Genomic DNA, 21,763 nt, shown 5'->3' with positions numbered 1-21,763 from the left:
AGCCGGGGCCGCTGCGGACGGCAGGCCCGCGGAACACGACCCCCGTGGACGAGGACCCGACCATGCAGCCACCCGCCGCTGACGACGCCCGCACCCGGACGACCGTGCCGACCGCCGCCGACCCGAACCAGGACCCGGACCCCGCGCAGTGGGCGGCCCGGCCCGCATGCGCCATCAGCACGCGCGGCCTGGTCAAGAGCTACCCGGGCCCGGACGGGACCACCACCCACGCCGTCCGCGGCCTGGACCTGGACGTGTTCGAAGGCGAGACCTTCGCCTTCCTCGGCCCCAACGGCGCGGGGAAGTCCACCACCCTCGCCCTGCTGTGCGCGCTGGTCCGCCCCACCGCCGGACACGCAGTGGTGGCGGGCGCCGACGTGCTCGGCCGGCCGGACCGGGTACGCGCGGCGGTCGGGATGCTCTTCCAGCACAGCGCCCTGGACCCGGACCTGACGGCCGAACAGAACCTCTACATCCACGCCCGCCTCTACGGACTGCGCCGACGCCACGCCCGCCTGCGCGTCACCGAGATGCTCGACACGGTCGGACTGGCCGACCGGCGGCGTGCCCCGGTACGCACCCTGTCCGGAGGCATGCGCCGTCGTCTGGAACTCGCCCGCGGCCTGCTGCACGCGCCCCGGGTGCTGTTCCTCGACGAGCCGACCACCGGACTCGACCCGCACGCCCGCGCCCAGGTCTGGGGACACCTGCGCCTGCTGCGCGACCGGTACGGCTGCACCGTCTTCGTCACCACCCACTACCTGGAGGAGGCGGAGAACTGCGACCGCCTCGGCATCATCGACCACGGCCGGCTCGTGGCCCGGGGCACGCCCCTCGCGCTCAAGGCCGCGATCGGGGACGACCGGGTGGTGCTGCGCACCGGCGACGACGCGGCGGCACGACGGGTCGTGGGCCGGACCGCACCACCGGGCGTCGCCGTCACCCGGGACGGCGAAGGGGTGTCCCTGCGGGTGCCCGACGGCAGCGCCTGGATTCCCCGGCTGTGCGGGGCGCTGGCAGGCCACGGCATCGCCGTGCACGCCGCGTCCGCGACGCCGCCGACGCTCGACGACGTCTTCTTCCACCACACCGGCCGCAGCATCCACGTCCCCGGCTCCCCCCGGACACCCGCCGTCCCCGCTCCCGGCGGCCCCACCGCAGCGACCGAGGAGGCCCCATGACCGCATCCGCCCTCCCGGCCTCGGACGTCCCCGGCACCCCTGACGACCCCGCCGGCACCGGCGACCCCGGCCGTGAGCCGGGGACCCGTCTGCGCCACGAACTGCGCGCCGTGCACGCGTTGGTCCACCGCGACCTGCTGCGCCTGTCCGCCCAACGGGTCCACACCGCCCTGATGCTGATCCAGCCGGTGCTCTACCTCTTCGTCCTGGGAGGCGGCCTGGCCGCCCTCATCCCCGGCTCCGCGCTGGGCGTCGGCTACCAGGCCTACCTCTTCCCGGGCATGCTGATCATGACGGTGCAGGCGCCGGCCATCGTCGTCGGCATCCGCCTGATCACCGACCGGCAGAGCGGCTACCTGCGCGAACTCCTGATGGCCCCGGTCAGCCGGCCCACCCTCCTCCTGGGCAGCTGCGCCGGCGGCACCCTCGTCTCGACGGTCCAGGGCGCCGTCCTGCTCGGCCTGGCCGGTGCCGTCGGCCTGCCCTACGACCCGCTCCTGCTGGCCCTGCTCCTCGCCGCCCTGGTCCTGGCCTCCTTCACCGTCACGGCCCTGTCCCTGCTGCTCGCCGTGAGCCTGGACCGGCCCGAGATCTTCCAGATGCTGCTCGGCCTGGTGATGATGCCGCTGCTGTTCCTCTCCGGCGGCTTCTTCCCGACGCAGAACCTGCCGGGCTGGGCCCACCTGCTGACCGTCCTCAATCCGCTCGCCTACGGAGTGGACCTGCTCCGCCGCTGCATCGCGCTGCGGGTGCCGGACCAGGCCACCACCGCGGGCATCGAGTGGTTCGGCCGGCAGCCTCCCCTGCTCCTGGAGGGCGGCCTGCTGCTGGCGGGCGGAGTCCTCGCCCTGCTCTGGGCCGCCCGCCGCTTCGGCCGCCCCGCCTGAGACCTAGGCTGGCACCCAGTAGCCGTAGAACAGGAGCGCTGATGCCGCAGATCACCGTCGACTACACCGCCACGGCGGGCCCTGCCTTCGACCGGGAGGGCTTCGCCAAGGCCCTGCACGGCGCCGTCGTCGAGATCGCGGCGGCCAAGCCCGAGGCCTGCAAGACCCTCTTCCGGGCCGCGGACGCGACCGCCTTCGGCTACGACGAGGACGGCTGGCATGTCATCGTCCACGTCACCTTCGGCCTGCTCGCCGGCCGCACCGACGAGACCAAGGCGAAGCTGACCGAGACGACCCTGGAGCTGCTGCGGGAGCACTTGGAGCCGGACGGCTTCGTCCTGCACGCCTCTGCCGAGGTCCGGGACCTGGACCCGTCGTACCGGAAGTACGAGGGCTAGGTCTGCTGCTGCCGGTTGTCCGGCCGCCGCGCCGTCGTGGTTGCTCGCGCAGTGCCCCGCGCCCCTGCTTTCAGGGGCGCGGGGCACTGCGCGACCAGCCCCCACCGGCCCGCAGGCACCCGACGGCCGATGCGCCGGGGCTAGCCCGCCAGGGCGATGAGCCGTGCGGCGAGGTCCGCGAACGGGCCGTCGGTCGGCTCGTCCTGGACCATCCGCTTCACGAGCGCCGTCATCTCCTCGTCGTACGCCGCACTCACGGCGGTCAGCGCAGCGAAATCGTGGACGAGCTGGATCTCCAGCTCGGCGCGCGGGATGCGCCGCCCGTCCAGCCAGATCAGGGCCGTCGACTCGGCGAGCGAGATCCAGGAACGGATGACCAGTTCCAGCCGGGCCGGCGCCTCGGCGACGTCGAGGTGGGAGAGGATCTGCTCGTAGGCGGCCTGCCGTACCGAGTCGATGAGCGCGTTGGTCGCCGAGGAGCCGACCGCCGGGCCGCCGCGCATCAGCGCGGCGAAGCCGGGCCCGTGTTCGTCGACGAAGTCGAAGAAGCGGCGCATCACGCGCAGCAGCCTGGCCCCGAGCGGGCCCTCTTGCGGCTCGATGAAGCGGCCCGCGAGATCCTCCGAGGCTCGCTTCAACGCGGCCTCGTACAGGCTGAGTTTGCCGGGGAAGTAGTGGTAGACCAGCGGCCGCGAGATGCCCGCGGCCGAGGCTATCTCGTCGATGGAGACCTCGTCGGGCGAGCGACGGCTGAACAGTTCGAGGGCGACGCCGATCAACTGCTGCCGCCGTTCCTCGACTCCCATCCTGCGGCGTACCCCGATTGTCATGCGAACACCTTACCGATCGGATCCGGCCTCCCACGGACCCGACCCTTCACAGGTGTTCACAGATCCAGCACAAGTCTCCCACTTCGGGCCCGGGAAACACAGATGAGCATCGAGTCGGCACGCTCCGTGTCCGTGAGGAGCTCGTCCCGGTGCTCCACTTCCCCTTCCAGGACCCGCTGTTGGCAGGTCCCGCAGAATCCCTGCGCGCAGGAGTACGGGGTGTCGGGCAGCTCCGTACGCACCGTGGCCAGCACGGTCGAGTCGGCCGGGACCGTCAACGTCCGTCCGCTGCGCCGCAGTTCGAGTTCGAAGGCGTGGTTGCCGCCGGTGTCGGCGCGCGGCGTGAAACGTTCGAGGCGGACCGTCGGGAACCGCTCCTCCACCGCCGCCATCAGACCCTCCGGACCGCAGCAGTAGACCGCCGCGCCCTCCGGGACGGCCAGCGCGTCCAGGTCCGGGCGCCCGTCCTCGTCCTCCGCGACGACCGTGACCCTGTCGTCCCCGGCCAGCTCCGCCAGGAACGGCATGGACCCGCGCGTCCGCCCGCAGTACAGCAGCCGCCACGGCACCCCGTCCGGCACGGCCCGCACCATGGACAGGATCGGCGTGATCCCGATGCCCCCGGCCACGAACACGTACGAGGCGGCCCCGACGAGCGGGAAACGGTTGCGCGGCCCGCGCACCTCCAGCTCCATGCCCTCCACGACCTGCTCGTGGACCTCCCGCGAACCGCCCCGCCCGTCCGCGACCAGCCGCGCGGCGACCGTGTACGACGAGGTGTCGGCCGGGTCCCCGCAGAGCGAGTACTGCCGGACCAGCCCGGACGGCAGCACGACGTCGAGATGGGCACCGGGCTGCCAGGGCGGCAGCTCCCTTCCCTCCAGACGCAGTTGCACGACACCTTCGGCGACCGTCCGGCGCGAGGCGACCAGCAGCCGCAGCGACCGGGAGCGCGGCTGCCCGGAGGTCGGCGGGTCCAGGGCCGGCATCGGCCACAGCGGGGAGGCCTCGATGCGGCGGCGCAGGGCCCGCCTGGCGAGCAGCGCGGCACCCGCGACGGCGACGACGGTCCGCAGCCTCGGCGTCATCACTTCCCCTCCTGCTCGGCGGCGCGCGCGGCGGGGGAGGAGGCCAGGTAGGCGACGGCCTGTTCGGTGGAGCCCTCCTGGGAGGGGTGGTAGGTGCGGCTGAGGTAGCGCGGGATCGACTTCAGCATGTCCCCGGTGGCGGGCAGCGTGCCGCGCCGGCCGGCGAGGTAGAAGTCCCGGAGCCGGGCCCGGCCCTCGTCGAGCGTCGGGTCGTTCGCCATGAAGAAGCGGGCGCCGCGCTGCCACAGGAACACGATCGCCGTGAACGCCGTCGCCCAGGTCCGCACCCGGCGCCGGTAGCCGCCGTCGAGGTGCAGGAACAGGTCGAAGGCGACCGACCGGTGCTCGACCTCCTCGGCACCGTGCCAGCGCAGCAGGTCCAGCATCATCGGGTCGGCGCCCCGCCGGTCCAGCTCCCCGGCGTTGAGCACCCAGTCGCCGAGGAAGGCGGTGTAGTGCTCGATGGCCGCGATCAGCGCGACCCGTTCCAGCAGCCACCAGCGCCTGGCCCTCCCGGGCGGCAGGGTCCGGTCGCCGAGCAGCTTCTCGAAGAACCAGTCGACCTGGGCGGTGTACGGCGTCGGGTCGAGACCCTGCTCCCGGAGGTGGGGCAGCACCTCGTCATGGGCCTGGGAGTGCATCGCCTCCTGCCCGATGAACCCGACGACGTCCGCGCGCAGCCGCTCGTCGCGGATGAGCGGCAGCACCTGCTTGTAGACGTGCACGAACCACCGCTCGCCGGCGGGCAGCAGCAGGTGCAGCACGTTGATGGTGTGCGTCGCGAAGGGATCGCCGGGCACCCAGTGCAGGGGGGTGTCCTCCCAGGCGAAGGACACGTTGCGGGCCTGGAGCGCGATGTGCTCGGACGGCACCGGCTGCGGCTGCTTGTTGGACATGGCGTCAATGTACTGACGGGTAGGTGGCCTGAGAAGACCTCCGGCACACCTTGTTTACGCGAACGTCAGCAAGGGCCTCCGGCGGTACCGGCTCACCGCAGCCCGCTGATCGCGGTCCCGTCCTCCAGTGTCCCCGCCAGGTCGGCCTGCGCTCCCTGCTTCGCCCTGGCCACCAGCCGGGTACCCTGCGCCGACGCCGTGACCCCGCCGGTCGCCCGGATCGACGCCGTGTCACGGCCGCCCGCCGCCAGCAGGTACCACTGGCCGCCCCCCGACTTCCACAGCACCCCGGCCAGCACGTGCGGATCGCGCGGACCGCAGGCCGTCACGTCCGCGCCCTTGGCCGCGACCGCCCCGTACCGGCTGCCGGGCGTCCGGAACTGGGCCAGCGACACCGTCCCGTCGCCCCGCCAGGTCTCGGTGCGCGTGCACACCCACGACCCGGTGCCGCCGGCGTCCGGCAGCTGCTGCTCGGCGAACGCCCACGCGTTGACACTGCGCACCCCGGCCGACCGCTCCGCGGCCAGTGAGCAGGCGAACGGCGCCCAGTCGCGCAGCGCCGCCGCCCCCGAGGCCTCGCCGGTGTCGCCGGGCCGCCCGGCGGTGAGCCGGGCCGGCACCAGTTCGCCCAGGTCGGTCGCGAGGTGCACCCCCCGCGCGTCGGTCAGCTGGAGCACGTTCCAGGACGTGCACGCCCCCTGCTGCACCGCGGGGCTGGCCAGCGGACCGGTCACCCCGTCGGTCAGCCCGAGGTCCAGCGCCCCGGCGTCCGGCTTCATCAGGTCCCGCTCGGCCGCCCCGGTCACCCAGGGGGCGGTCAGATAGCGGACGTTGCCGTCGGCCCGGCCCAGGACCAGGGCGCTCGCCTCCGCGCCGGTCGCGCCGTCGGCACGGGCGAAGTCCAGGGCCGCGCCCTGGGTGCCGTCCTTCGGCTCGGCGTAGCGGGCGATGCGCAGACCGTCGTAGAAGATCACTACCCGGGCGCTGTCGACCACGCCCGCGTACAGCAGCTGGGGCGGCCCCGCCGGGCCGCCGGTCTGGGTGCCGGGGGTCGCCGAGACGCGGACGGTGTCGCCGGGGCGGGCCCAGACGGCGAGGGCGCGGCGCAGCAGCGCGGTGTCGCCGGTGAGGGCGCCGCGGGCCGGCCAGACGGAGAAGTCGGTGCGCGCGGCGGTCTTCCAGACGGCGGCCGGGACCTTCGTCAGCTGGGCCGGGTCCAGGGCGGCCTGGGCGGCCGGGTTCTGCGCGTACACCGGGGCGGCCGCGCCGTCGGCGCCCCAGCCGCCGCCCGGCAGCGCGACCAGTGCCCCGCACACGGCGAGGGCGGCAGCGGCGGCCAGCGCGGCCTTGGTGTGCCGGCGGCGGTGCATCAGATCGGTGGGCCGGGCCTGCAGGGAACACGGGTCGAACTCGGGGGAGTCGAGCAGCGGGTACTCCGCCGGGACGCCGTTCGCCTCGGCGAGCGCGCCCTCGGGGTGCTCGACACCGGCCGCCCGCAGGAGCCCCCGCACGTCCGCGTCGGCAAGCTGTTCGAGGCCGCGCAGCGCGTAGGCGGCACGGGCCGGACCGGAGAGGCCGGCGAGCCGCTGGTCCAGGGCGAGTTCGTCGGCGCCGCCGGAGCGCGGGAAGAGCCTGAGGCCCCACACCTGGGGGAGCAGCGGCGGCAGCTGGGCGCGCCGGGGCCACGCGGAGAGCCGGAGCGGCCGGCCCGCCTCCAGCGCCGTACGCACCACTTCGAGGCGGACCAGCGAGTACCCGGGGTCGGTCTGCCGCCCGTCGGACTGGGCCGGGACCACCGGGACCTGCTTGCGGCCCCGGGGCAGCGCCCGCTGGACCAGGGCGTGCGCGGTCAGGACGCGGCGGCCGCGCGCGAGCCCCGGTGGCAGCACCAGGTAGGCGAGCCGGACCAGCCGGGGGTAGTGCTCGACGAGCGCGGCCTCGGCCTGCTCGACGTCGACGGCCGGATGCGGGGCTCCGGCGGAGGCGGCTGCGTGACGCTGGGCTACATCCTGTGACTGCACGTCCTGGAGAACGAGCGAACCGTTGGTTGGTCACCGCCACTCGGGTGACACTGCGGTGTCCGCACGATGTGAGCCGATGTGAGTGCTTCGCGGCCCGCAGCCGTATCGAAGGGGACGGGCCCCCGAAGGCACCCGGGGCCGGCAACGCGACCGGAGGAACAGATGAGGACGACCCGACCGATGCTCGCCGTGGCCGGCGCCGCGGCCGTACTGGCGCTGGCGGGCTGCGGATCCGGCGACGGCAAGGCGGAGGCCAGGATCCCGGTGACGGCCACCGGCAGCCTGGAGAGCCTGGCCGCCAAGGTGAAGTGCACCCCGGACATGCAGATCGACTCCGACGAGGTCCGCCAGGCGATCTGCAAGGTCCCCGCCGGCAAGTTCGTCTTCGCCACCTTCGCCACCGACCGCGGCCAGCGCGAGTGGATCAACGACGCGAAGGACTACGGCGGTTTCTACCTCGTCGGCCGCAAGTGGGTCGCCGTCGGCACCGACAAGCTGGTCAAGTCGCTGCAGACCACGCTGGGCGGCGAGGAGGAGATCGGCACCGACCACAGCAAGCACACCAGCTGACGCACCGGTCGGGGTCCGCGGCACATACGAAAGCGGGCGGTGGGAGATTCCCACCGCCCGCTTTCGTGTTACCGGGTCACCGCCCGGCTACTGCTACTGGCACTTCTTGCCGGTGTTGATGCAGTTGGCGATCTTCGCCGCCAGGTTGTTCTTGGTGATGCTGATGAAGTCGTCGTGGTCGGTCGCGGCCTTGTGCAGCTGCTCCGGGAAACCGTCCACCGCGTAGGCGTTCTTCACCTGGCCGTTCTGGATGGTCGGCGGGGTGATGTTGTACACCAGGCGCATGGTCAGCTGCGGGATCGCCTTGAAGCCGTTGCCGCAGACACCGCTCGCGGGGTCCGCGAAGGCCACGTGCGTACGGTGGTTGGCGCTGTCGATGTTCGTGCCGTCCCAGCAGCTCTGGAAGGCGAACGTACGCACCACCTGGCTGCCCTGCGGGCAGATCGGGTACTGCTGCGTCAGCTGGACCTTGTTCTCGAAGCCGGTGCAGCTCCAGTGCGCGTTGGCGTTGGCCAGACCGTTGGTCGTGGTCTTGGCGTCACCGGTGATGATGCGCAGGAACTGGGGCATCGCGACGACCTTGCTGGCCGGGCTGCCGACGTACTTGATCTGCGCCTGGACCGGCGTCAGGATCTTGCCGACGTTGCCCTCGGTGCCACCGCCGAGCGCGTTCTGGTCGAAGTCCTGCGTACCGTTCTGGATACGCACGACCGGCCAGTAGTACGACGACAGGTCGCTCTGGTTCTGGCAGGAGCTCGGCGCCGCCAGCATCGAGTCGTTGGTGGAGAAGGCGTTGACCTTCTGGTTGCCGACGTAGTCGTGCAGGTGGTGCGCGCCGTTGTTCACGCCGGGCGCCACGATGACGTTGTCGGTGTTGTGGTTCTTGTTCTGGTTCGTGCCACAACGGGTGGTGAAGGTGCCGGTCGAGGCCTGGCCGGTGTTCTGCGGCTTGGCCAGGACGTTCGGCGCGACCTTGGTGATGTCCACGAAGTCGGCCGCGGTCGGGCCGTTGCCCGCCTGGCCGCCGATGCCGACGTCGACCGGGGTGCTGGCGCTGGCGCTCGGGGCGGCGCTGGCGCTGGCCTGGCCGTTGTTCCCGTTGTTGTTCTGGCCGCCGTTGTTGTTCTGACCACCGTTGTTGTTGCCCTGTCCGGCGGTGGTCTGGTTGGCGGTCTGCGTGGTGCAGGCGGCGAGCTGGGACAGCGCGCTGTTGAACTGGCCGCCGACCCGCGTGATGTCGATACGAATCCGGTCGATCGTGGCCGCCCGCTTCTCCTTCAGGGGGCCGATGATCGCGTTCTGCACGAAGTTGGCGTCGTTCGCCTGTGCCTGGCGCGTGGAGGCGAGCCGGGAGTAGGCCTCGGTGATCTGCTTGTCGAGGTTCGCCAGTTCCGTCGCCACCCCCTGCTTGGCCTTGTCCGGCACGCTCGTCAGCTTCTGGCCGACGTCCGGGCAGGAGATGGTCGCCACCGTCGCGGCGGCGGCCTTCGTGTAGTTCTGCGCCGAGTTGTTCGACTCGTGAGCCGAAGCGTTCATCTGCGCATAGAGCAGCCCGCCCCCGCCGAGTGCGACAGCCGCCGATGCGGCTATGACCTTGACGGTCAGCGGCGAACGGCGTTTGCGTATGTTGCGTCCCATGGAACTCCTCAGACCTTCCTTGCGGGGCGGCATCGAGGCGCCCGACAGGAGTGAAGCGGCGTCCTTTCATACGCAGCACGTCTCAGACGTGTTCAGGCGTCTCACAAATTCATCAGAGATTTGTTACGCACTTGGGGCACAACTGCCGTTTGAGCAGGGCTGTTTCTGGAAAATCAGCGGTCGCGGTCCAGATACGCGAGCACCGCGAGGACGCGCCGATTGTCGTCGTCCGACACCTCAAGTCCCAGTTTGGTGAAGATGTTGGAGGTGTGCTTGGCGATGGCCCGTTCCGTGACGACGAGCTGCCCGGCGATCGCCGCGTTCGACCTGCCCTGCGCCATCAGCTCCAGGACCTCCAGCTCCCGCGGTGTCAAGCCCCCGAGCGGCCGGTCGTCGGCCCGCCGGGACAGCAGCTGCTGGATCACCTGCGGGTCCATGGCCGTACCGCCCGCCGCGACCCGCCGCACGGCGTCCACGAACTGCTCCGCGTCGAACACCCGGTCCTTCAGCAGGTACCCCACCGCGCCGCTGCCGTCGGCCAGCAGCTCGCGCGCGTACAGCTGCTCGACGTGCTGGGAGAGCACCAGCACCGGCAGCCCCGGCCGGTCCCGCCGCGCCCGGAGCGCGCACTGCAGCCCCTCGTCGGTGTGGGTGGGCGGCAGCCGTACGTCGACCACGGCCACGTCCGGCCGCAACTCGGCCAGCGCACGGTCGAGTTCGGGGCCGGACTCGACGGCGGCCGCGATCTCGAAGCCGTAGGCCTCCAGCAGCCGGACCAGTCCGTCGCGGAGCAGGAACAGGTCCTCGGCTAGGACAACACGCACGGGATCTCCATGGTGACCATGGTGGGACCGCCCGCGGGGCTGCTGACGGCCAGGACGCCGTCGAATGTACCCAGCCGCCGCTCCACCCCCGTGAGCCCCGACCCGGCGCCGACCACCGCGCCGCCCCGGCCGTGGTCGGTGACCGAGATCCGCAGCATGCCGCCGCCCTCCGGCACGTGGTGCAGGTCCACCCAGATCCGGTCGGACCCGGAGTGCTTCACCGCGTTGGTCAGCACCTCGCTCACCGCGAAATACGCGGCCGACTCCACCGGCGCGTCCGCCCGCCCCGGCAGCTCCACCGCCACCTCGGTCGGCACCGGCAGCCGCAGCGCCAGCGCCCGTACGGCGTCGCCGAGCCCGCGCTCGGCCAGCACCGGCGGGTGGATGCCCCGGACCAGGTCCCGCAGCTCGCCCAGCGCCTCCACGGACGCCTGCCGCGTCTGCGCGAGCAACTGCCTCGCCTTCTCCGGATCCCTGTCCAGGAGCATCTCGATCGTCCCGAGGTCCATGCCCATGGCGACCAGCCGGGCCTGCGCCCCGTCGTGCAGGTCCCGCTCGATCCGGCGCAGCTCGGCCGCCGAGGCGTCCACCGCGTCCTTCCGGGTCTCGGTCAGCACCCGCACCCGCTCGACGAGTTCGCCCCGGCCGGGGTCGAGGACCGCGCGGGTGAGGCGGAAGTGGGCGGTCAGCAGGGCAGGGGTGTAACGGAAGGCGCCGACGAGGATCACGGCGCCGAGCGCGGCGGCGCCGAACGCGGTGGCCTGGCCGGTGACCGGCACGAAGCCGTACCAGTAGGTCTCACCGTTCGCGAGCACCCGCCACAGCCCGGCGGCCACCGCGAACCCCTCGAACGGGTAGAGCAGCAGCACCGCCGGCAGCAGCGCGGTCACGAACCCGGCCGTCATGTCGACGAACAGCCACAGCACGTCCCGCCCGACCTGCGGGTCGCGCAGCAGCCCGAAGGTCCTGGCCCACGGGTTGGCGTCCGCCGGGAGCGCCCGGTACGCCGACCGGATCCGCACCCCGCACCACTCGTACGCGAGCCGCCGCCGCACGTCCGCCACGTCCCGCACCCCGCCCAGGATCCACGGCGTGGTGACGATCCCGACCCCGATCGGGATCAGCGCCACCGAGACCGCGACCAGCGTGAAGCAGAGCACGGAGACCGGCAGAATCACCAGCGCCAGCACCAGCCCCCGCACGGCGGCGAGCGCGGTCTCCCGCGCCCTGGCCCGGAAGCCCCCGCTGTCAGTGTTCGTCGTCATGCCGTCAGTCTGTCCGACCGGACGAGCGGGGGTCACTGGCCCGAGGCCCCGTGCCAGGGGGTGGTGCTGGATACACCCCGCGCCATCTCGTCTGCCGACTGCGGCGCCGTCGTGGCTGGTCGCGCAGTTCCCCGCGCCCCTTCAGGGCGCTGCCTGAAGCCCCGTAAGGGGCGCTGGGGGTCCCCCCGGCCGAAGGCTGGGGGAGGAACTGCGCGACCAGCCCCCACCGGCCTGCAGACTGATCACGACCTCTGCGACGGGTCTGCAGGGCACCCCACATCGACATCGGGGTCGAGTCGTGCACCGAGCCGCTCGACAGGCACGTATACCGTCAGGTGCGCGCCCGTCAGCGGCCCGTCGGCGGGGTGTACTTGTATCCCACCCGGCGGACCGTCTGGATCGCCCGCCGGTGCTCCGCGCCGAGCTTGCGGCGCAGCCGGGCGACATGGACGTCGACCGTGCGGCCGTCGCCGACGTGGCCGTAGCCCCAGACCGTGGTGACCAGCTGGTCGCGGGTGTGCACCCGGCCCGGATGCGCCACCAGATGGGCGAGCAGCTCGAACTCCAGGTAGGTGAGGTCGAGTTCACGCCCGTCGACCTGGGCGGTGCGCTCCACGGCGTCGACGGTGACGAGCGGCCGGGTGCCGGTTTCGGTCGCGCCCGCTGCGGCGGGTTCCGCGGCCGGCTCCTGCGGGTCCGGCACCGCGACCGGCAGGAAGGGCGGCTGCTGGTCCGCCGGGACCAGCACCAGGTAGCCGATCATCGGCGGCTGGCCCGGCAGGGTCGGCAGGGTGTGCTGCGGGGCGGGCAGCCAGGTGGCGCCCGGCGGCAGCAGGTCCGCCATGTTCACGACCTCGTCCCGGTCGACGGCACGCAGCCGGTGCCGGCCGGGCGAGGAGGCGGAGGAGAGAGAACGAGTGGTCGCCATGAGACGTCAGCTCTTTCGCGCGAGGAGTCAGTCGGTCGAGGGCGACGGCCGCGATTCGTGGTCGGGCGCGCCGCGGGGACGTACTGCGTTCCGCGCTGGCCGAAGGCCGGGGTGTACGGCTTTAGAGGGCCCGCGCGTTCATCGCGCGGCAACACACCCGGTCGAAGTCGTGGTGCTGACGAGAAGGCCAGAACGGCTCAAGGTCCTGGCGACCCGTCGCGCTGCACTTCTGGAAGCTGGCCATGCGCCCATTGAAGCAGACACAGCCGGGAAACAGGACCCTCCTCTCACTGCTTGGACGCTTCTTTGGCATGGCGTCATGCCGAAGGGGCGCCCACCGTCACGGTGGGCGCCCCTTCGGGAGAGTCGGCCGGGGATCAGGCCTGGCCGGCCTTGTCCAGAGCGGTGCAGCAGGTGTCGACGATCAGCCGGGTGACGACGTACGGGTCGACGTTGGCGTTCGGGCGGCGGTCCTCGATGTAGCCCTTGCCGTCCTTCTCGACCTGCCACGGGATACGGACCGAGGCACCGCGGTTGGAGACGCCGTAGGAGTACTCGTTCCACGGGGCGGTCTCGTGCAGACCGGTCAGGCGGTCGTCGATGCCCGCGCCGTAGTTCTTGACGTGGTCGAGCGGCTTGGAGCCCTCACCGAGCGACTCGCAGGCGGTGATGATCGCGTCGTAGCCCTCGCGCATCGCCTTGGTGGAGAAGTTGGTGTGCGCGCCAGCGCCGTTCCAGTCGCCCTTGACCGGCTTCGGGTCGAGGGTCGCGGAGACGCCGAAGTCCTCGGCGGTGCGGTAGAGCAGCCAGCGGGCCACCCACAGGTGGTCGGAGACCTCCAGCGGGGAGACCGGGCCGACCTGGAACTCCCACTGGCCGGGCATGACCTCGGCGTTGATGCCGGAGATCGCGAGACCCGCCTTCAGGCAGTTGTCCAGGTGCGCTTCGACGATCTCGCGGCCGAAGATCTCGTCGGCGCCGACACCGCAGTAGTAGCCGCCCTGGGGGGCCGGGAAGCCGCCCTCGGGGAAGCCCAGCGGGCGGGAGCCGTCGAAGAAGGTGTACTCCTGCTCTATGCCGAAGATCGGCTCCTGGGAGGCGAACTTCTCGGCGACCTCGACCAGCGCGGCACGCGTGTTGGAGGAGTGCGGGGTGAAGTCGATGTCCAGGACCTCGCACAGGACGAGGACGTCGTCGCCGCCGCGGATCGGGTCGGGGCAGGTGAAGACCGGCTTCAGCACACGGTCCGAGGAGTGCCCCTCGGCCTGGTTCGTGGAGGACCCGTCGAAGCCCCAGATCGGCAGCGCGTCGAGACCGGCGGGGGCGCCCGCGATGATCTTCGTCTTCGAACGCAGCTTGGCCGTCGGCTCGGTGCCGTCGATCCAGATGTACTCAGCCTTGAAGGTCACGGGCCACATCCTTCGGGGTGGGTCGGGCGCACTTGCGGGTGCAGTGGCGCTACGGCACTGGGGCGCCTCGGTGTTGCCCGGCAGCCTGTCAACAGGCGATTTCCCGATCATTGCTCGAATGTGAACCCGGTGTTACCTGGTGGTTCTGTGGCGCGGCTCACGTTGTGAGAGCCGCGCGGGCGGGGTACGGAGCCCAATTCGGGCACCGTACCCGCCCTTCGCGGCGGCCGCCGGCCTTCCCTCCGTAAAGGCCGGCGGCCGAGCCGCGAACCGTCGCCGCGACCTGCCGCTTCGACCTGCCGCTTCGACCTGTCGGTCCGGGTCAGCCGACCTTCTCGATCAGCGCGCGGCGGATCAGGAACTTGCCGGGCTCCCGGACCTGTTCGAAGGCCGCGTTGTTGAGCAGCACGCAACTGCCCGAGACCGACGTGACCTTCACCGTGGTGGACTTGTTGTTGTCCAGGTTGGTGACCTTCAGCGTGGTCCCCGCCGGGAACTGGTTGCTGGAGGCGGCCGGTGCGCCGGCCTCACCGGACAGCGTGACCGTCGAGCCCTTGCAGACCTGCTGCCCGGAGGCGGCGGTGCCCCCGGTGTTGCCCGTGTTGCCGGTGGCAGCGCTCTTCGAGGGCGCTGCCGTGGCGGTCTGGCCGGCCTGCCCGGTCTGGCCCGTCTGCGTCCCGCTCGCCGCCTGGGAGCCCTGAGCCGACTCCCCAACGACGCAACCGGACGCCTTCTGCTGGACCTTGATCTGTGCGACGACCGCCTCGCGGTTGGCGATCCGGGCCGACGACTGTGCGTCCGGGTTCGCCTTCTGGTCCGCGATGAACTTCTGGTTGTTGCCGAGGGCCGTGGCCAGCCCCGAGCAGACGGTCGAGTCCGCCGCGGACGACAGGGTCTTCGCGCTCTGCGAAGTCTGCGCGGCGTTCGAGGTGGACGCCAGGACGAAGGCCCCGCCGCCGGCCACGGCCGCGGCGCCGACCAGCAGCGCGATCGTCTTCTTGGCGCCGAGAGTTCTCCTACGCGACATGCGCGCCTCCTGAAAGGGGGTGGGGGAACGTACGCCGATAGGTACGAGATACCGAACGTCGTTACTCAGCAGTTACAGGAGTCACTGAAGTAACCTACGTCACATTGGAGTTGAGGGCTGTTCAGCTCTTGCCCCTGGCCAGTGCTTCCTGTACGGCCTCGTCGGTGCGGGCGATCACCGCGGTGCCGTCGTCGGCGGTGATGATCGGCCGCTGGATCAGCCTGGGGTGCTCGGCGAGGGCCGTGATCCACCGCTCGCGCGTGTCCGCGTCCCGCGCCCACGCCTTCAGCCCCAGTTCCTTGGCGACCGCCTCCTGGGTGCGGGTGACGTCCCACGGTTCGAGCCCGAGCCGTTCGAGGACGGCCCTGATCTCGTCCGCGGTCGGCACGTCCTCCAGGTAGCGGCGGACGGTGTAGTCGGCCCCCTCGGCATCGAGCAGGCCGATCGCGCTGCGGCACTTCGAGCAGGCGGGGTTGATCCAGATCTCCATGCGGCGAACGGTACGCGAGCCGCCGCCCGGAGCCGCTCTGTTCGAATTTCAGGGGGTGGCGTGAGAGCCTCTCACGCCCATCGCGCCCCACCCGAAAAACCCTTCTCCACCTGGCTGTTCGGTGCCTCTGCGGGCTGTCTCGTTGTCAGTGCCGGCCGGTACACTGGAGGCAGTGTTCGAGAGGGGCGCCGGGAAGTCCGGAGGCGCTCCGACCGCGACAGGAGGATGCCTGTGCCCGCTGCCGCACTGAAGCCGAAGCCGAAGTCCCTGCCGACCCAGTCCACCGCGAAGCGTGCGGTGCTGCTCGACTCGCCGTACGCGCCGGCGGAGAAGCGTCCGCTGCCGGCCGGGCGGCCACGCGAGTGGTACGTCACCCACAACCGCCGCCTGAAGGCCATGCGCCTCGCCATCGCCCTGCTCGACTCCGGCGTCTACCTGCCCAACCAGGCGCGCAACGAGACGATACGGAGCACGGCGGAGAGCATCGGGATCCACCCGCCGTCGGACACGACGTGCCACATGGTGCGGGCGCTGATGCGATATTCGCGGTGAGCCGATGGTGCCGGGTGCCGTGTGTTGTGCGCGGCGCCCGGCGCTGGCCCGACCGGGGGCTGCCGCCCCCAGGCCCCCGCGTCGGGGGGGCGGCCCCTGTGGTCCGGCTGCGGGCCGGTGGGGGTTGCTCGCGCAGTTCCTCCCCCAGCCTTCGGCCGGGGGGACCCCCAGCGCCCCTTACGGGGCTCCTCAGCCGGCGCCGGTAAGCGTCCCTACCCCCCGGCCCTCACCCGCAGGGATCCGCTCACCCGCTCAGCTCCCGCTCCAGCGGCGTCCGGAACCGCGGTGTCACCGTCGCCGCTCCCGCCCAGCCGCGCAGCCGCTCCGCCTCCGCCGCCACCGCCTGCTCGGCCTCCCTCCGGATGCCCGGGTCGGGGATCCGCCAGACGATCCCGCCGTCCCGGCGCTGCGCCCAGCCGCCCACCACCAGCCCGTTCCACCACACCGTCGGCCCCACGTTGCCGCTTCTGTCGAAGAGCAGCGGCCGCAGTTCGGCGGGCAGGTACCAGTCCCGCCGCTGCCATGCCATGGCCGTCGGGTCGAGGGCGGGGAGGAGGGCCGCCCAGGGGCCGGCCGGCCCGGGGACCGGCGGCAGATCGCCGGCGGTCACGTACCCCGTCTCGTCCTCGTCCAGGGTCACCGGCTCCGCTCCGATCGCGGTCAGCGCCCGGCGGACCTCGGTCACCCGCCACCCCGTCCACCACTTCAGGTCCGCTTCCGTGGCCGGGCCGCAGGCGTGCAGCCAGCGGTTCAGCAGGACCGCCTGGGCCTCGGCCGGGTCCAGCTCCGGATGCTCCGGTGCCGGTGCCCAGCGGAACTGGCTGGACGTCCAGGAGCCCAGCGGGCGGCCCCGCACCACCTTGCCCTCCACGCCCAGGACCCTCAGCAGGCGCGTCGAGACGGTGTGGACGCCCTCGTAGCTCTTGCCCGCGGCGTACGTGAACTGCTCGCGCAGGCGCGGTTCGGCGGCCGCCAGTTCCGCCGCCGTCGCCTGGCCGAGCCGGGCCAGTTCGGCCAGCGCCGAGGACTCGACCTCCGCGAGCCAGGCCGCGTCCGGGGCGCCGGCCCGCGCCATGTCCTTCACCAGCCCGGCACGCTCGCGGGCGGCCACCGTCAGGCCCGTCGAGGCGTGCACGACCGCCGTGAGATCCGCGGGGAAGACGAACACCGTGTGCCGCATGCCGTGCATCCGCACCAGCGTGCGGTCCTCGTACAGGGCCCGCTCCGTCTCCGGCACGGTCTTCGCCGCGTCGGCCAGCCGCCCCCCCACCGCCAGGAACACCGTCGCCGGATCCGAGCCGTGCAGCGCCACCAGCGCCCCGGCGACCTCCTCCGGCGTCGCCGCCCGCGCCGGGCCCGCCAGCCGATGGCGCAACGCCAGCCTGGCCCGCCGCTCCGCCACCCCGATGTGCCGCCGCCCGCCGCTCATCCCGACCTCCCCGTGGACTCCTGACCGCATCCTGCCCGACGCCACTGACAATCACCTGTTCGCCGGGTTCGGCATGCGGGCGCCCCCGCTCCTCCCTTTCACTGCGATCAGCAGGTCAAGGAGGGAGCAGCCGACCGAGGGGAGCGCCGTATGACCACACCCGCCGACCGTGCCGCCCGCGGAAAGGCCGCCCGCAAGCTGGCTCCCCGCTCGGCGCACGCCTGCTGGCTGCCCTCCGTCGACCGCCCCGACCCCGTCGCCGTACTGGAGCGGCAGGGCCGCGACCGGCTGCCCGAGCTGCTGCCGATCCGGTACGGGCGGATGGCCGGCTCGCCCTCCGCCTTCCTGCGCGGCGCGGCCGCCGTGATGGCCGCCGACCTCGCCGCCCGCCCGCACACCGGGCTCACCGTGCAGCTCTGCGGCGACGCGCACCTGCTGAACTTCGGGCTGTACGCCTCCCCGGAGCGGTCCCTGCTCTTCGACCTGAACGACTTCGACGAGACGTTCCCCGGGCCCTTCGAGTGGGACGTCAAACGGCTCGCCGCCTCCGTCGCCGTCGCCGCCCGCGAGAACGGGCACAGCGACCCGGAGGCCCGCGCCTCCGCCAGGGCGGCCGTGGCCGCGTACCGGACCGCCATGCGGCGGCTGGCGGGGCTCGGGGAACTCGCCGTCTGGTACGAGCGGGTCGACGCCGACAGCCTGACGGCCCTGGTCCGCTCCGCGCGCCACCGGCGCCGGATCGAGGACACCCTCACCCGGGCCCGGCGCCGCACCAGCCTGCACGCGCTCGGCCGGCTCACCGAGACGACCGGCGGACAGCGCCGCATCATCAAGGACCCGCCGCTCCTCGAACCGGCCGGCGCCTCCGACATGGCCTCCCTGCGCAAGATCTTCAGCGACTACCGCTCCACCCTCGCCGGGGAGCGCAGGCTCCTCCTCGACCGCTACCGCTTCGTCGACGCGGCCCGCAAGGTCGTCGGCGTCGGCAGCGTCGGCACCCGCTGCTTCCTCGTGCTGCTGGCCGGCCGGGACGCCGACGACGCGCTGTTCCTGCAGATCAAGGAGGCCCGGACGTCCGTACTCGAGCAGTATCTGCCGAGCGGCCCGTACGTCCACCACGGGCACCGGGTGGTCGCCGGGCAGCGGCTGCTCCAGGCCGCGGGGGACATCTTCCTGGGGTGGCTGACCGGGCCGCAGGGGCGAGCCTTCTACTGGCGGCAACTGCGCGACACGAAGGGTTCCGCCGAGGTCGCCGCCATGGACCCGGACGGCCTGCGCGGCTACGCCACCCTGTGCGGTACGGCCCTGGCCCGCGCCCACGCCCGTTCCGGTGACCGCATCGCCGTCGCCGCCTACCTGGGCGGCACCGACACCTTCGACCACGCGGTCACCGACTTCGCCCTCGCCTACGCCGACCAGACCGCCACCGACCACGCCGCCCTCGGCGCCGCCGTCACCGCGGGCGTCCTGACGGCGGCGCCGGGGATCTGAGCCGGCGATGCCGTCTCAGCCGTCGAGCTTCAGCAGCGTGGCGACGAACTCCCGCCAGTCGTCCGGGTGGTCGCGGAACCACAGGCCCAGCCGGTGCTCCGCGTCCGGGAGTTCGAAGCGGGTGTAGCGGGACCGGGCGCGCAGCGCGTCCTGGACGGCCTCCGTCACCTGCGGCGGGATCACCGCGTCCGTGCCCGGCACCGCCAGTACCGCACGGCCCGGATAGGTGCGCAGCGCCTCCAGGGCGGGGGAGGCGCGCCAGGAGTCCGGGGTCCGGATGAGCTCGGTGAAGCGGCCGTTGCCCTCGCCGAAGGGAACGTCCCAGGACTCCGGGGTGTAGACCGCGGGGGAGCAGAGGCCGATCGCCGCGGCCCGGTCGCCGTAGTGCCGTACGAGATCCGCGACCGTCTGGCCGCTCATGCTGAAGCCCACCATGACCAGCGGGCGGTCCGGCCCCGCCTGGGCGTCGATCACCGCCGCTGCCTGCTCGAAACGGCGGCGCAGGCTCAACTCCGCGAGCGCGCCGGAGCTTTCGCCGTGGCCGGAGAAGTCGAAGGCCAGCGCGGCGCAGTCATGGGCGGTGAACTCCGCGAGCAGCGGCCGCAGCCGGCGCTCGTTGCCGGTACCGGCGCCGTGCAGCAGGACGGCGACCGGACTGCCCGTGCCGTCCGTGCCGTCCGTGGTCGGGGTGCGGACCCCGTGCAGCCGTTCGCCGTCGTACTCGTGGGTGAATTCGGTGAGTTGGACCATGCGGCCCATTCACCCACGGCCGCGGCCACGCGTGCACGCACGAAAACGGGATGCACGCCGCGTGACCGGATCCCTACGCTGGAGAGGCGTTGCGGAGTGGTCCACCACCGCTTTCCGAAGGGCGGGCCGCGCCCCCGGGACCCGGGACTACACTGCCGCGCACCGACGGACGGCCGCCCGTCCCCCGCGTGCCGTCGGATCCGTCGACCGCTCACACACCCACGCCACGGAGGCCCGTCATGGGCACCATCGTCCTATCCGGAACCGTCGTCCTGGTCATCCTGGGATTCGGCAACCACAACTGGTGGCTCGCCGCCGTCGCCCTGCTCTTCCTGTACGTGCAGTACGGGCGGGGTTCGTCGTCGGCCTCCTCGTCGGGCGGTTCGTCCGGCGGGGGCGGGGGCATGGCCGGCGACTACAAGACGTACCGCGACCGCCGTGACCAGCAGGCCAAGTGGGAGCGCCGGTACCGCCGCGAGCGCCCCCTGGAGTCCAGGCGCCAGCAGAACGAGAAGGGCAAGTAGCCGGCAGGTGTCCCCGGCCGGTCAGAGGCCGGGGGCACCCCAGACCGGGAACCAGCGGCTGAGGTCCTGCTCGATCCGCAGGTCGGCGGCGAGCGCCGCCTTCACCTGCAACTCCAGCGCGCTGTCCCGCCGCTGACCGGAACTGGGCAGCGGCGCGAAGGGGTAGAAAGTGCCCCGCTTGTAGAGGTAGACGAGCGCGAGCCTGCGCCCGCGCTCGTCCTCGAAGGCGGCCAGGGAACAGAGCAGCTGCGGGCCGAAGCCGTTGACCTCCATCGAGCTGTTCACCGCGTGCAGGTCGTTGACCAGCTGCGGAAGCTGGTCCGGGGAGCGCTGCGAGACCAGCCAGGAGTACCCGTAGTCGTCCTGGTGCAGCTCCACCGGGACCCCGCCGCGGTCCGAGTCCGCGTCGAGGAGTGCCTGGACCTCCCGGTGGGTCTGCTCGAAGGCCGCGCCCTCCACGGTGGCGAAGCACACCGCGCCCCCGCCGGTGGGCCTGAACCCGGCCGCCGCCTCCAGCGTCACCGCCGCCGACGGCAGGGCGAACAACTGGTCGAGATCGGGCGCGACCGGCTTCGTACGGCCCAGCAGGATGTCCAGGAACCCCATGCTCACCCGGCCTTTCCGGGCGTCGCCGCCTCACCCAGCTCCGCCGAGATCCGCCCCAGCTGCTCCAGCCGCTGCTCCAGGGTCGGGTGGGTGGAGAAGAAGCGCTCGATGCCGGGCTCCTTGCCGGTCGCCGGGGTGAAGTAGAACGCGTTGAAGGCCTGGGCCGTGCGCAGGTCCTTGGTCGGGATCCGGGCGATGTCACCGGAGACCTTGGTGAGCGCCGACGCCAGCGCGGAGGGCCGGCCGGTGAGGTGCGCGGCGGCTCGGTCGGCGGCCAGCTCCCGGTACCGGGACAGCGCCCTGATCAGCAGGAAGCTGATCGCGTACACGGCCGCGGAGACCCCGATGATCGCGGCGAACACCGCTGCGGTGTTCTGGTCCCGCCGGCCGCCCCCGAAGAGCTGCGAGTAGAACGCGAACCGCACGATCAGCCCGGCGATGACCCCCAGGAAGGAGGCGACCGTGATCACGGCGACGTCCTTGTGCGCCACGTGCGACAGCTCGTGCGCGAGCACGCCCTCCAGCTCGGCGGGGTCCAGCCGCCGCAGCAGCCCGGTGGTCACGCAGACCACCGCGTGATCGGGATTCCGCCCGGTCGCAAAGGCGTTCGGCATGTCCATCTCGGACACGGCGACGACCGGCTTCGGCATGTCCGCGATCGCACACAGCCGGTCCACCACCGCATGCAGCTCGGGATACTCCTCCCGCTCCACGACCCGCCCGCGCATGGCGAACATCGCGATCCGGTCGGAGAACCAGAACTGCGCCACGAACATCGCGCCCACCAGCACGACGACCAGCAGCCACGACTTCAGCAACACGATCAACGCGGCTACGAAGCCGACGTACAACAACCCGAGCAGGAACAGCGTGACCGTCATCCGCACGGTCAGCCGGCGGTCGCTCCGGAAGCGGCTCTGCATCTTGCCTCACCCCGCAGTCAGGCACTCGTCCCGCTG

Annotated in this window: 22 protein-coding genes; 7 read left to right on the top strand and 15 right to left on the bottom strand. The window is 72.3% G+C overall.

Annotated features, from left to right (window positions below):
- The first annotated feature begins 62 nt into the window (after positions 1-62).
- From ACFZB3_RS22450 to ACFZB3_RS22440, 3 genes are read left to right on the top strand one after another with little or no spacing between them, the layout of a single operon-like run.
- Positions 63-1,181 carry an ATP-binding cassette domain-containing protein gene (locus ACFZB3_RS22450; protein ID WP_391377583.1) on the top strand — a complete coding sequence of 373 codons (1,119 nt, stop codon included), beginning with the start codon at positions 63-65 and terminating at the stop codon, positions 1,179-1,181.
- A complete protein-coding gene (locus tag ACFZB3_RS22445; RefSeq protein ID WP_391377581.1) occupies positions 1,178-2,068 on the top strand; it encodes an ABC transporter permease in 891 nt (296 codons plus the stop codon). Before ACFZB3_RS22450 ends, ACFZB3_RS22445 begins: the two co-directional genes overlap by 4 nt.
- A gap of 41 nt (positions 2,069-2,109) precedes the next feature.
- The gene (locus tag ACFZB3_RS22440) at positions 2,110-2,466 is read left to right on the top strand and encodes a 5-carboxymethyl-2-hydroxymuconate Delta-isomerase (RefSeq protein WP_391377579.1); all 357 of its coding nucleotides are present in this window, start codon (positions 2,110-2,112) and stop codon (positions 2,464-2,466) included.
- Between the two features lie 140 nt (positions 2,467-2,606).
- Here ACFZB3_RS22440 and ACFZB3_RS22435 read toward each other — a convergent pair whose 3' ends face one another.
- From ACFZB3_RS22435 to ACFZB3_RS22420, 4 genes are all read right to left on the bottom strand, one after another.
- The gene (locus ACFZB3_RS22435; RefSeq protein WP_391377577.1) at positions 2,607-3,296 is read right to left on the bottom strand and encodes a TetR family transcriptional regulator; all 690 of its coding nucleotides are present in this window, start codon (positions 3,294-3,296) and stop codon (positions 2,607-2,609) included.
- A 56-nt stretch (positions 3,297-3,352) separates the two neighbouring features.
- Complete coding sequence (locus ACFZB3_RS22430) at positions 3,353-4,384, bottom strand: 2Fe-2S iron-sulfur cluster-binding protein (protein WP_391377575.1); 1,032 nt, start codon at positions 4,382-4,384, stop codon at positions 3,353-3,355.
- A complete protein-coding gene (locus tag ACFZB3_RS22425; RefSeq protein ID WP_391377572.1) occupies positions 4,384-5,280 on the bottom strand; it encodes a metal-dependent hydrolase in 897 nt (298 codons plus the stop codon). The genes ACFZB3_RS22430 and ACFZB3_RS22425 overlap by 1 nt, the downstream gene beginning before the upstream one ends.
- A gap of 92 nt (positions 5,281-5,372) precedes the next feature.
- Complete coding sequence (locus tag ACFZB3_RS22420) at positions 5,373-7,301, bottom strand: hypothetical protein (RefSeq protein ID WP_391377570.1); 1,929 nt, start codon at positions 7,299-7,301, stop codon at positions 5,373-5,375.
- Between the two features lie 162 nt (positions 7,302-7,463).
- Here ACFZB3_RS22420 and ACFZB3_RS22415 point away from each other — a divergent pair, with 162 nt between their 5' ends.
- On the top strand, positions 7,464-7,871 hold the full coding sequence (locus tag ACFZB3_RS22415) for a hypothetical protein (RefSeq protein WP_391377568.1): 408 nt from the start codon (positions 7,464-7,466) through the stop codon (positions 7,869-7,871).
- 93 nt (positions 7,872-7,964) lie between these two features.
- On the opposite strand, the gene ACFZB3_RS22410 is transcribed toward ACFZB3_RS22415, so the two are convergent.
- The 7 genes from ACFZB3_RS22410 to ACFZB3_RS22380 all read right to left on the bottom strand — a co-directional run bounded on the left by ACFZB3_RS22410 (position 7,965) and on the right by ACFZB3_RS22380 (position 15,452).
- The gene (locus tag ACFZB3_RS22410; RefSeq protein ID WP_391377566.1) at positions 7,965-9,509 is read right to left on the bottom strand and encodes a DUF1996 domain-containing protein; all 1,545 of its coding nucleotides are present in this window, start codon (positions 9,507-9,509) and stop codon (positions 7,965-7,967) included.
- Positions 9,510-9,682: 173 nt separating this feature from the next.
- Entirely contained in the window at positions 9,683-10,333 is a 651-nt protein-coding gene (locus ACFZB3_RS22405; RefSeq protein ID WP_351954589.1) for a response regulator transcription factor, read from the bottom strand.
- Complete coding sequence (locus ACFZB3_RS22400) at positions 10,318-11,598, bottom strand: histidine kinase (RefSeq protein ID WP_391377564.1); 1,281 nt, start codon at positions 11,596-11,598, stop codon at positions 10,318-10,320. Before ACFZB3_RS22400 ends, ACFZB3_RS22405 begins: the two co-directional genes overlap by 16 nt.
- A gap of 346 nt (positions 11,599-11,944) precedes the next feature.
- Positions 11,945-12,526: a winged helix-turn-helix domain-containing protein gene (locus tag ACFZB3_RS22395; protein ID WP_391377562.1), complete on the bottom strand. Its 582-nt coding sequence runs from the start codon at positions 12,524-12,526 to the stop codon at positions 11,945-11,947.
- A gap of 377 nt (positions 12,527-12,903) precedes the next feature.
- Complete coding sequence (glnII, locus tag ACFZB3_RS22390; protein WP_390037900.1) at positions 12,904-13,935, bottom strand: glutamine synthetase; 1,032 nt, start codon at positions 13,933-13,935, stop codon at positions 12,904-12,906.
- Between the two features lie 322 nt (positions 13,936-14,257).
- Positions 14,258-14,962: a hypothetical protein gene (locus tag ACFZB3_RS22385; protein WP_391377560.1), complete on the bottom strand. Its 705-nt coding sequence runs from the start codon at positions 14,960-14,962 to the stop codon at positions 14,258-14,260.
- A gap of 121 nt (positions 14,963-15,083) precedes the next feature.
- On the bottom strand, positions 15,084-15,452 hold the full coding sequence (locus tag ACFZB3_RS22380; RefSeq protein WP_391377558.1) for an ArsC/Spx/MgsR family protein: 369 nt from the start codon (positions 15,450-15,452) through the stop codon (positions 15,084-15,086).
- 231 nt (positions 15,453-15,683) lie between these two features.
- On the opposite strand from ACFZB3_RS22380, the gene ACFZB3_RS22375 reads away from it, so the two are divergent.
- Positions 15,684-16,004, top strand: a complete 321-nt coding sequence (locus ACFZB3_RS22375) for a hypothetical protein (protein ID WP_089101213.1) — start codon at positions 15,684-15,686, stop codon at positions 16,002-16,004.
- Positions 16,005-16,248: 244 nt separating this feature from the next.
- On the opposite strand, the gene ACFZB3_RS22370 is transcribed toward ACFZB3_RS22375, so the two are convergent.
- Positions 16,249-17,433, bottom strand: a complete 1,185-nt coding sequence (locus ACFZB3_RS22370; RefSeq protein WP_391377556.1) for a DNA glycosylase AlkZ-like family protein — start codon at positions 17,431-17,433, stop codon at positions 16,249-16,251.
- A 150-nt stretch (positions 17,434-17,583) separates the two neighbouring features.
- Here ACFZB3_RS22370 and ACFZB3_RS22365 point away from each other — a divergent pair, with 150 nt between their 5' ends.
- Positions 17,584-18,924: a DUF2252 family protein gene (locus ACFZB3_RS22365; protein ID WP_391377554.1), complete on the top strand. Its 1,341-nt coding sequence runs from the start codon at positions 17,584-17,586 to the stop codon at positions 18,922-18,924.
- Between the two features lie 15 nt (positions 18,925-18,939).
- Here ACFZB3_RS22365 and ACFZB3_RS22360 read toward each other — a convergent pair whose 3' ends face one another.
- Positions 18,940-19,674: an alpha/beta fold hydrolase gene (locus ACFZB3_RS22360; protein WP_391377552.1), complete on the bottom strand. Its 735-nt coding sequence runs from the start codon at positions 19,672-19,674 to the stop codon at positions 18,940-18,942.
- 239 nt (positions 19,675-19,913) lie between these two features.
- On the opposite strand from ACFZB3_RS22360, the gene ACFZB3_RS22355 reads away from it, so the two are divergent.
- A complete protein-coding gene (locus tag ACFZB3_RS22355) occupies positions 19,914-20,198 on the top strand; it encodes a hypothetical protein (RefSeq protein ID WP_123977762.1) in 285 nt (94 codons plus the stop codon).
- A 21-nt stretch (positions 20,199-20,219) separates the two neighbouring features.
- Here ACFZB3_RS22355 and ACFZB3_RS22350 read toward each other — a convergent pair whose 3' ends face one another.
- Positions 20,220-20,804: a hypothetical protein gene (locus ACFZB3_RS22350; RefSeq protein ID WP_391377859.1), complete on the bottom strand. Its 585-nt coding sequence runs from the start codon at positions 20,802-20,804 to the stop codon at positions 20,220-20,222.
- Between the two features lie 2 nt (positions 20,805-20,806).
- Positions 20,807-21,727 carry a zinc metalloprotease HtpX gene (htpX, locus tag ACFZB3_RS22345; RefSeq protein ID WP_391377550.1) on the bottom strand — a complete coding sequence of 307 codons (921 nt, stop codon included), beginning with the start codon at positions 21,725-21,727 and terminating at the stop codon, positions 20,807-20,809.
- Positions 21,728-21,763: the final 36 nt, after the last annotated feature.

Origin of the sequence: Streptomyces sp. NPDC008092, assembly GCF_042957285.1 — a bacterium.
GTDB lineage: Bacteria > Actinomycetota > Actinomycetes > Streptomycetales > Streptomycetaceae > Streptomyces.
This window is presented reverse-complemented; position numbering and strand designations above follow the sequence as displayed.